The organism is Myxococcus sp. AM009 (assembly GCF_013372605.1).
Classification (GTDB): Bacteria; Myxococcota; Myxococcia; order Myxococcales; family Myxococcaceae; genus Myxococcus; species Myxococcus vastator.
Genome location: NZ_JABXEP010000218.1, coordinates 1 through 9,326, shown reverse-complemented (window position 1 = coordinate 9,326; position 9,326 = coordinate 1). Strand labels below are relative to the sequence as shown.

Here is a 9,326-nt window from a genome sequence, read left to right as displayed (position 1 = left end):
TCCCAGGGATGCCGGGCTTTCTTGCGAGTGCTTCTCGTCAGGACCTAGAGCTCGATTTCCTTGCCCGTGCCCAGCGGCGGCGTCTTGAGCATCGGGTGACCCGGCGGCAGGCCCTCCATGTCCATGTCGATGGGCGGCTCACTCGGGGCGCCCGGGGCAGGGAAGCCGGGCGCGTCCAGCGGGCCACTGCCGCCCACGCCGGGGCCTTCCTGCTGGAGCCCCTCGATTTCCTCGCGGGTGATGCCGGCCAGCGTCAGCACCTTGCGGGTGACGCGGATGCGGGCGTGGCTGGTGAGCGCCATGGCGATGGAGTCCGACGGCCGGGCGTCCAGCGTCATCTTCTTCTTGCCCTGCTCCAGGAAGACGCGGCCCGAGTAGACGTTGTCACGCAGGTCGTCGATGCGGACCTCCGTCACCTTGGCCCCCAGCTCCGTCACCACGTCGTCCAGGAGGTCCTGTGCGAGCGGCTGGGGCGGCTGGCGCTCCGCCAGCCGGAAGGCGATGGAGATGGCCGAGGCCTCGTCCACGAACACCGGGAGGACGATGCCCTTGTCCTTGGTGGCCAGGACCACGGCGTGGGCCTGGGCTTCCTCCAGTGGGACCACGTCCTGCACCTCGAGCTCGACCAACTCGGAGCAGGCCTTCGGGTCGTCTTCACCTTCGGTGACGCAGGGCTGGCCCTGTGCTCCTCCCAGGGCCGCCAGCGCTACCGGTGGGGTGAAGGCGGGAAACATCAGCAGCCCTCCGAGCGCCAGAAGCACGGCAGAGAGAGGTGCGACGAACAAAGTGGCGCGGTTGGGCGTTTTCACGCTTTTAAGCTACGCACCCGGCCATCTGCCGGGAGGGTTGCGCTCCAGGCCCGGTTACCCCCTGCTGCGTGGGGTGCTCCCCGGGCTGGAGGGCAGGCGGACAGGCTCAACGACGGTCGTCGTCGTCCTCGTCCTCGTCGTAGTCCTCCTCGTCGTCGACGTCCTCGTCCTCGTCCTCATCGAGGTCGTCGTCCTCCGAGTCGTCCTCGTCGTCGTCCTCGTCGTCTTCGTCGAGCATGTCCTCCAGGTCCTCGGACTCCAACGTCATGGACACGGCGAACCGCTTGTCGAGCGCGGCGATCTGCGCGCGCATCTCCGTGAGCGCTGCGACGAAGTCCTCCGTGAGGTTGGCGGGCGCCTTGGCGTCGCAATGCGGGCAGACGATTTTCTCAGTCCCTTCAATGAGGTCCTGAGCGTCCAGCTCGAAGCTCGCCTCGCACTTCTGGCAGGTGAAGTCGATGCTCATGGTCGAGCGCGGCATACAAAGCACTCCAACTAGCTGTCAACGTCCGAGACGTGGGGACATTGGTGCGGGGCCTTGCATCCGCTAGCGTTCAGGGCATGGACCTTCCCAAGACGGTGGTGCACGCGCTCCATGACCGGGCCGCGCAGCAGGAGCAGCGCCCGGCCCTGTGGACGCGCCGTGGGGGCGCCTACGCGCCCACCTCGTGGTTTGAATATGCGCAGCGGGTGCGGCGCTTCGCCCTGGGCCTGCATGCGCTGGGGGTGGGTGCGGGCCAGCCGGTGGGAATCCTGAGCTTCAACCGCGAGGAGTGGCACGTCGCTGACCTGGCGGCCATCGCCATGGGGGGCGTCCCTGTCGGTCTCTACACCACCAGCGCTCCGGAGCAGCTGGAGTACATCCTGGGGCACTGCGAGGCCACGCTCCTGTTGGTGGAGAACGCGCAGCACCTGCGCACCGCCCTGGCCCTGCGTGAGCGGCTGCCGAAGCTGCGCCACGTCGTCATCATCGACGCGCCCACGGTGCTCCCGGAGGGGGTGCTGCGCTACGCGGACGTCATGGCCCTGGGCACCGGCGCGGACGAGAAGCCCTACTGGGACAGCGTCCACGCCCTGAAGCCGGAGGCCATGGGCACGCTCATCTACACCTCCGGCACCACCGGCCACCCCAAGGGGGTGATGCTCAGCCACCACAACCTGGTGTGGACGGCGAAGCAGCTCTCGGACTCGGTGACGTTCGGCCGGCCTGACGCGTCCTCGCTCGTGTCGTACCTGCCGCTGTCGCACATCGCCGAGCAGATCATCTCCCTCCACAGCCCCTTGTTGAGCGCGGTGCAGGTGTACTTCGCGGCGTCGGTGGACACGATGCCGCAGAGCCTGCGGGAGGTGCGCCCCTCGTTCTTCTTCGGCGTGCCGCGCGTGTGGGAGAAGTTCAAGGCGAAGGCGGAGGAGGGATTGGCCTCGCAGCCACCCTCGAAGCGCCGGGTGGTGGCCTGGGCCCGCCACGTCGCCTCGGAGCGGCATGCGCGGGTGATGCACCACCAGAGCGTCCCGATGACGCTGGAGGCCCAGTATCTGCTCGCCAGGAAGCTCGTCTTCGCCCCCCTGAAGGAGCGCATCGGCATGGAGCGGGTGTCCTTCTTCGCCACGGCGGCGGCGCCCATCGGTCGGGACGTGCTGGACTTCTTCGCCTCCATCGACATGGTCATCCACGAGGTGTGGGGCATGACGGAGGTGACGGGCCCTGGCACGGTGAACACCGAGTCCCACACGCGGCTGGGCTCCGTGGGCCGGGCGATGATGGGAGTGGAGCTGCGCATCGCGGACGACGGCGAGCTGCTGGTGCGCGGCGGCAACGTCTGCATGGGGTACTACAAGAACCCGGAGGCCACCGCCGAGCTGCTGGCGGACGGGTGGCTGCACTCCGGTGACGTGGGCCAGCTGGACGCGGACGGCTACGTCCAGATCACCGGCCGCAAGAAGGACATCATCGTCACCTCGGGCGGGAAGAAGACGTCGCCCTCCAACATCGAGGAGCTGCTCAAGGCCTTGCCCGGCGTGGGGCAGGCGGTGGTGCTGGGCGAGCGCCGCAACTTCCTGGTGGCCCTGTTGACGCTGGACGCGGAGAAGGCGCGGGCCCTGGCCAAGGCGCAGGGGTGGCCAGAGGACGCGGCCCAGCTCGCGGAGGACGCCCGCCTGCGCCAGTTCCTCCAGGAGCGCGTGGAGCGCGACGTGAATCCGAAGCTGTCCCGCTTCGAGACCATCAAGCGCTTCGCGGTGCTGCCCAAGGACTTCTCCGTGGAGGGCGGCGAGCTGACGCCGAAGCTGAGCGTGCGCCGCAACGTGGTGGCGGAGAAGTACGCCGGCCTCGTGGAGTCGCTCTACGACGAGTCCCCACGGGGCGGGTCGCGGACGGGCTGAGCGCGCCGTCGCCGCGGCAAAAGCGAAAGGGGCGGGGAACCTCGCGGTTCCTCGCCCCATCGTGCTTCAAGCCCACGCGAGCCGCGCGGGCCTGGCGCCAAGGACTACTTGGCGGCGCGCTGCTTCATGGGGACGTAGTCGCGGCGCGGGGAGCCCGTGAACACCTGGCGCGGCCGGGCGATCTTCTGCTCGTTGTCCGTCACCATCTCCTCCCACTGCGCGCACCAGCCCACCGTGCGGGGGATGGCGAAGAGCACCGGGAACATCTCGACCTGGAAGCCCATCGCCTCGTAGATGAGGCCCGAGTAGAAGTCGACGTTCGGGTACAGCTTCCGCTTCACGAAGTACTCGTCCTCCAGCGCGATGCGCTCCAGCTCGACGGCGATCTCCAGCAGCGGGTTCTTGCCCGTCACCTCGAAGACCTCGTCGGCCACGCGCTTGATGACCTTCGCGCGCGGGTCGTAGGACTTGTAGACGCGGTGACCGAAGCCCATCAGCTTCTTCTCACCCTCGCCGCTCTTCACCGACTTGATGAACTCCGGGATCTTGGAGATGTGGCCGATGTCGCGGAGCATGCGGAGCACCGCCTCGTTGGCGCCGCCGTGCAGCGGGCCGTAGAGGGCGCCGATGCCCGCGCTGACCGCCGAGTACGGATCCACCTCGGACGAACCCACCGTGCGCACGGACGTGGTCGAGCAGTTCTGCTCGTGGTCCGCGTGCAGGATGAAGAGGATGTCGAGCGCGCGCTCGAGCACGGGGTGGACCTTGTAGGTCGCCGTGCCGATGCGCTTGATCATCGCCAGGAAGTTGGCGACGTAGGACAAGTCATTGTCCGGGTAGATGTACGGCAGGCCCATCGTGTGCCGGTAGGAGAACGCGGCGATGGTGGGCATCTTCGCGATGAGCCGGGTGATCTGGATGCGGCGGCTCAGCGGGTCCTTGATGTTCTTCGCGTCGGGGTAGAAGCTGGACAGCGCCGCCACCGTGGAGCTCAGCATGGACATGGGGTGCGCGTCGTAGCGGAACCCGTCCATGAAGCTCTTCACGTTCTCATGCACGTACGTGTGGTGCGTGACGAGGTGGTTGAACTGCTCCAGCTCCTTCGGCGTGGGCAGCTCACCGTTGAGCAGGAGGTAGGCGACCTCGATGAAGCTCGACTTCTCGGCGAGCTGCTCGATGGGGTAGCCCCGGTACTCGAGGATGCCCTTGTCTCCGTCAATGAAGGTGATGGCGCTCTTGCAGTTGGCGGTGTTGAGGAACGCCGGGTCGTAGCCCATCAGCCCAAAGTCATCGTCGCCCGTTTTGATCTGGCGGAGAGCATTGGTGCGAATACAGCCGTTCTCGACCGGGACCTCGTAGGTCTTCCCGGTCCGATTGTCGGTGATCGTCAGCGTGTCCTTGGCCATGGGGCGGAGATTTCACAGGGCGGAGAGTGCTTTCAACAAAAAAGAACGATAAGTCTGCTGGTCGGACACTGAGGGTCTCAGCGTGCATCAGTTATCCGAACACCCACCCCGGACAGCTGCCGCCAGAACCCAGGAAAGCTCTTTTCCACGCACTCTGGACCGGTGAGTGTCAGCGGCGCGCCGGACAGGACACACAGTGTCGCCGCTGTCATCGCGAGGCGATGGTCACCCTCGCTGCTCATCTCGAAGCCCGAGGGAGGCGTGCGGGGTGGTTGGATCAGCAGCCGCTCTCCTTGGAGCTCCGTGGTTCCGCCGAACGCCTTCACGAGCGTCCGGATACCCTCCAGGCGGTCGCTCTCCTTCACGCGGAGGATGCCCACCTCCGTGAGCGTGGAGGGCGCTGGAAGCACGCAGGCGAGCGCGGCCAGCGTGGGAAGCAGGTCCGGGCACTCCTCGCCGGAGGCGCGCAGGCCCCCTGACAGCGGGCCCTCCACCTTCAGGGTGAAGGGCGCACCGGTGGGCGCCGCGCGCAGGCCCACCTGCTCGATCAACCGCACAATGGCGTCGTCCGGGTGGGCACTGCCCGTGTCCGCGCGGACCACGGTGCCGCCCGTCTTCCAGGCCACCAGCAGCAGGTAGCCCAGGGACGACCAGTCCCCCGGAAGCGTCGGGACGGCCGCGGGCGCCGCGTACCCGGCCACGGTGTAGCTCGATGGTGAGCGCTGGATGTCGAAGCCGAAGCGCCGCAGCCACGTCAGCGTCAGCTCCAGGTAGCCCGCGCTCGTGAGGGGCCCATCAATCTCCACGCGCCAGGGGCGGCGCTCGCGCAGGTACAGCGCGGCGCAGCCCAGCAGCAGGCTGGAGGCGTACTGACTGCTCTGGGCGCCGGGCACGCGGAACACGGGGGGGACGTTCGACGTGTCACGGGGCGCGCGCAGCGCCACCGGCCAGGGTGTGCCCTCCGTGAGCGTGAGGCCCGCGGGACCCAGGGCCTCGCGCAGCGACGTGAAGAGCGGGCCGTGGGGCCGCTCGCCCAGGCGGGGCGTACCGGTGAAGCGCGCCTGTGCGCCGGGCGTCACCGCCGCCTGGGTGGCCAGGATGCGGAAGGGCGCGCCGCCGTCCGCGCAGTCGATGTCGCGCACGGCGTCCGGCGGCAGGCGCAGGGCCTCGACGCCCCGGCGCAGCACGCGCACGTCGGCGGGCAGGTCCTCATCCGCCTCGGCCTGCACCGAGGGCAGCGGCCACGCGCCCGTGAGGTGCCCCAGCACCAATGCCCGCTGCGCGTCCGACTTGGACACGGGCGGGGTGAGGGGGGCGGCGTGCAGCGCGGAGGGGTCCACTCGGATACGGGAAGCCTTCGCCGTGCTCATGGGCGCACCCCCTTCGTCCACGCGGGCCACAAGGCGCGCCAGCTCGGTTCGTCCACGTCACGCACCTCGGTGGCGCCAATGGCCGTCAGCAGCACCATGCGCAGCTCGCCCCTGGCGCCGGCCTTCTTGTCGGCGGTGAGCAGCGCCAGCACGTCCTTGATGGGCGCGCGGCGGAGGAGGGCGGCGGCGCGCTCGCGGCCCTGGACGCCAGGGCCATTGGACAGGGCGGCCTCGACCACGGCGGCCACGGGCTCCGGTGTCACGCCCAGGTGACGGCCCACGTCCAGGGCCAGCAGCATGCCCAGGCCCACGCCGTCACCGTGGGACAGCTTGAAGCGGGACACGCTCTCCAGCACGTGGCCGAAGGTGTGGCCGAAGTTGAGCACCCGGCGCAGCCCCGTGTGCTCGTACGGGTCCTGCGCGCAGATGCTCTCCTTGAGGGCGCGGGCGTCCTTCACCAGCTTCTCCAGCGTGGGCGGCTTGCGCACGTAGCGGCGGAAGCGCGGCGCGTCGAGGCTGACCACCATCTTCCACGCCTCCAGCGCGCCCTCGCGGCGCTGCGCATCGGAGAGCGTGTCGAAGAACTCGGGGCACACCCAGCCTTCGTCCGCGTAGTGGAAGACGCCGGCCGGGTTCTTCACCACGCGCCCGCGCACCGTCATGTCGACAGCGCCCTTGCCGCCGACGCTGCTGTCCACCGCCGCCAGCAGCGTGGTGGGGACCTGCACCAGCCGCACGCCGCGCTTGAGGAGGTGCGCGGCCACGGTGGAGACGTCACCGATGGTGCCGCCGCCCACGGCCACGAGCGTGCCGGAGCGCGGGAGGGCCAGGCCTCCGGCCAGGACCTTCTCCAGGGCGGTGAACGTCTTGGCGCTCTCGCCGCCAGTGAGCTGGATGATGGCGCGGGGGCTGCGCGCCTCCAGGGTGGGGAGGAGGCTGGGGTGGAGCTTTGAAACCGTGCGGTCCACCACCGCCACGCTGCCCTCGGGCAGGTTCCTGGCGAGGCGGGCGAAGGTGCCCCAGCGGTCGGACGGCGGACGGTAGGCCCCGGGAGGAAGAGCACTCATGGCGCGTGGGGCCTCGCGTTGAGGTGGAGGACGAGGTCGGCGATGACCAGCGACACCATGGCCTCCAGCACCGGGACGGCGCGGGGCATGATGCACGGGTCGTGACGGCCACCCTTCGCGTGCTCCTGCAGCGTGGCGGGCGGCTTGAAGAAGGTGCGGAGCTGCATCGGCTCACCGTTGGCGAGCCCGCCCTGGATGCCGCCATACGCGTCCTTCACGGCGTGGAACTGGATGCCGGGCTGGCCAATGCGCTCCAGCAAATCAGGTGGGCCCCAGACGACGCCGGTGACGGCGCCGATGCTTCCCAGCGCCTGGGCGATGCGCGCCTTGAGCTTGCCGAAGATGGGCTCGCCCAGCCCCACGGGCAGGCCCTCCACGCGCACGTCGATGGCGCCGCCCAGGCTGTCGCCCGCTTCCTTCGCGGTGAGGATGCGCTGGGACATCTCGTCGCGGACGGTGACGTCCGGGCAGCGCGTGGCGTGCGCGTCCACCTGCTCGCGGGTGAGGCCCGGCGCGGGGACGGCGGCCACCAGGTTGCCCACCTGGGACACGTAGGCAACGGTGCGGATGGAGGGCACGTCACGGGCCAGGTACGCCTCGGCGATGGCGCCGCCGATGACGCGGCAGAGCGTCTCGCGTCCGCTGGTTCGGCCGCCGCCGCGGTGGTCGCGGTGCTTGAAGCGCTCGCGCCACACGGCGTCCGCGTGGCCGGGCCGGTCCTCGGCCTTCAGCTTCTCGTAGTCCCCTGAGCGCTGGTTCGTGTTGCGCACGATGGCGGCGATGGGCGTGCCCAGCGTCTTGTCGTCGAAGACGCCGGACAGGACTTCCACCTGGTCCGGCTCGCTGCGCGCGGTGGTGAGGGTGGACTGGCCAGGGCGCCGACGGTCCAGCGCGACTTGAATCTGCTCGCGCGTCAGGGGCACACCGGCGGGGCAGCCATCCAGGATGGCGCCGAGCGCGGGGCCGTGGCTCTCTCCAAACGTCGTCAGGCGAAACAGCTCGCCGAAGGTATTCATGTCGCGGACTCCCAGAGTTGGCGCTGACGCCGGGCTTGCGCGACGAACCACGCCGCACCCAGCAGGACCGGAGTACCGCCGCGGAGGACAACCTCCGCGGCGATGCGCCGGCCCGGAGCGCCGTAGGCGATGACCGCCACACGGGCCCCGTCGAAGCGCAGGTCGTCAGGAGCGGGCACCCTATCGGGCCAGGTCCAGACGCCCGCCCCTGTGAGAGGCGCCTGGATGTCGGCGCGTCGCAAGACGCGCAAGTCACAGCTCAGCTCCGCCGCCACGGACCGGAGCGCCGACGTGGCGCCCCCATCTCCCAGGACGAAGACTTCGCGAGCCCCGAGCCGCTCGAGCACCGTGCGGGCGCCGAACGTGTCGGTATTGAAGGATTCCCACCGGTCGCCCCGGCGGACCAGCGTGTTGATGGCGTCCAGGGAGGACCCCGTGTGCTTCGCCAGCCGCAGCTTGAAGGGGCTGGTGACGGCGAAGCCTCCGTAATGCGGCAGCAGCGCGTCCACCACCGCCTCCACGGGCCCGTCCTCCGGCAGGTCGATGCGGTCGAAGGGCTGACGGTGGATGCGGGGCGAGCGCGAGTGGAGGATGGACGTCCCCAGGATGCCTAGCCGCAGCGGCGGCGCCACCGTGTACCGGTCCGCGCCGCGCAGCTCCCGCACGGCGTCATCCAGCAGCCGCTGCCCGGGCGCCGCGACCCAGGCGCCTCCCGCGGCGACGTAGTCCAACACGTTGCCCCGAGCGAGCAGCGCCCGCGTGGGCAGCGCCACCGCGCCCATGCCCAGCACCGTGACGCGCGTGGCACCGAAGCGCTCCGCCATCCGCCGCTGCGTCTCCAGCAGCGTGACGAGGTGCGCCGGGTCCGTCATCGGCTCCACGTGCTTCACCAGGGCGTCGGCGGGCAGCTCACGCTCCCACAACTGGAGCGCTTCCTCCGTGGACAGCTGCCGGCTCGCGTGGTGCGACGCGAGCAGCTTTCCCGGCGGTGCCGCCAGCGAACCCTGTTGCCCCGACGCGTCCATCAAGTCCCGGTCCACGCGCCAGGCCGCGGCCACCCAGCGGGCGGGCAGCGGCTTGCCCCGCTCGGAGACGAGCAACGGCAGCACCGCCGCCAGCGCCTCGGGGTCAATCGCGTCAGGGGCGTGCAGGTCCGTGCGGATCTCCAGGACGTCCGCCCCACGGCGCTGGCCGTCACGCGCGAAGCGGACGGCGTCTTCGCCGAGCAAGGTGGGGGGCAGGGTGACGACGCGCCGGGCGGGCGTCACAGGGGCAC

8 protein-coding genes are annotated in these 9,326 nt (G+C 70.0%); 1 reads left to right on the top strand and 7 read right to left on the bottom strand.

Going from position 1 to position 9,326, the window contains the following annotated elements; translation table 11 throughout:
* Positions 1-44: 44 nt before the first annotated feature.
* Positions 45-734, bottom strand: a complete 690-nt coding sequence (locus HV824_RS32755) for a bifunctional nuclease family protein (RefSeq protein ID WP_176415547.1) — start codon at positions 732-734, stop codon at positions 45-47.
* Positions 735-915: 181 nt separating this feature from the next.
* A complete protein-coding gene (locus HV824_RS32750) occupies positions 916-1,290 on the bottom strand; it encodes a hypothetical protein (RefSeq protein WP_176415548.1) in 375 nt (124 codons plus the stop codon).
* A gap of 80 nt (positions 1,291-1,370) precedes the next feature.
* Between HV824_RS32750 and HV824_RS32745 the strand changes: the two genes are divergently transcribed.
* Entirely contained in the window at positions 1,371-3,191 is a 1,821-nt protein-coding gene (locus tag HV824_RS32745; protein WP_176425006.1) for a long-chain fatty acid--CoA ligase, read from the top strand.
* A gap of 104 nt (positions 3,192-3,295) precedes the next feature.
* On the opposite strand, the gene HV824_RS32740 is transcribed toward HV824_RS32745, so the two are convergent.
* The 5 genes from HV824_RS32740 to HV824_RS32720 form a co-directional block, all read right to left on the bottom strand.
* Positions 3,296-4,597 carry a citrate synthase gene (locus tag HV824_RS32740; RefSeq protein ID WP_176415550.1) on the bottom strand — a complete coding sequence of 434 codons (1,302 nt, stop codon included), beginning with the start codon at positions 4,595-4,597 and terminating at the stop codon, positions 3,296-3,298.
* A 77-nt stretch (positions 4,598-4,674) separates the two neighbouring features.
* Positions 4,675-5,967 (bottom strand): 3-phosphoshikimate 1-carboxyvinyltransferase, encoded by a 1,293-nt coding sequence (locus HV824_RS32735; protein WP_176425005.1) that lies wholly within the window; start codon positions 5,965-5,967, stop codon positions 4,675-4,677.
* Positions 5,964-7,034, bottom strand: coding sequence for a 3-dehydroquinate synthase family protein (locus tag HV824_RS32730; protein WP_176425004.1), 1,071 nt, complete (start codon positions 7,032-7,034; stop codon positions 5,964-5,966). The genes HV824_RS32735 and HV824_RS32730 overlap by 4 nt, the downstream gene beginning before the upstream one ends.
* Positions 7,031-8,050: a chorismate synthase gene (aroC, locus tag HV824_RS32725; RefSeq protein ID WP_176425003.1), complete on the bottom strand. Its 1,020-nt coding sequence runs from the start codon at positions 8,048-8,050 to the stop codon at positions 7,031-7,033. Before aroC ends, HV824_RS32730 begins: the two co-directional genes overlap by 4 nt.
* Positions 8,047-9,318: a shikimate dehydrogenase gene (locus HV824_RS32720; protein WP_176415554.1), complete on the bottom strand. Its 1,272-nt coding sequence runs from the start codon at positions 9,316-9,318 to the stop codon at positions 8,047-8,049. The genes aroC and HV824_RS32720 overlap by 4 nt, the downstream gene beginning before the upstream one ends.
* Between the last annotated feature and the right edge of the window lie 8 nt (positions 9,319-9,326).

Excerpts from the sequence above, each read along its gene's own strand:
- HV824_RS32750 (WP_176415548.1), bottom strand. The coding sequence starts at position 1,290 with ATGCCGCGCTCGACCATGAGCATCGACTTCACCTGCCAGAAGTGCGAG.
- HV824_RS32755 (WP_176415547.1), bottom strand. The coding sequence starts at position 734 with ATGTTTCCCGCCTTCACCCCACCGGTAGCGCTGGCGGCCCTGGGAGGA.
- HV824_RS32730 (WP_176425004.1), bottom strand. The coding sequence starts at position 7,034 with ATGAGTGCTCTTCCTCCCGGGGCCTACCGTCCGCCGTCCGACCGCTGG.
- HV824_RS32740 (WP_176415550.1), bottom strand. The coding sequence starts at position 4,597 with ATGGCCAAGGACACGCTGACGATCACCGACAATCGGACCGGGAAGACC.
- aroC (WP_176425003.1), bottom strand. The coding sequence starts at position 8,050 with ATGAATACCTTCGGCGAGCTGTTTCGCCTGACGACGTTTGGAGAGAGC.
- HV824_RS32735 (WP_176425005.1), bottom strand. The coding sequence starts at position 5,967 with ATGAGCACGGCGAAGGCTTCCCGTATCCGAGTGGACCCCTCCGCGCTG.
- HV824_RS32745 (WP_176425006.1), top strand. The coding sequence starts at position 1,371 with ATGGACCTTCCCAAGACGGTGGTGCACGCGCTCCATGACCGGGCCGCG.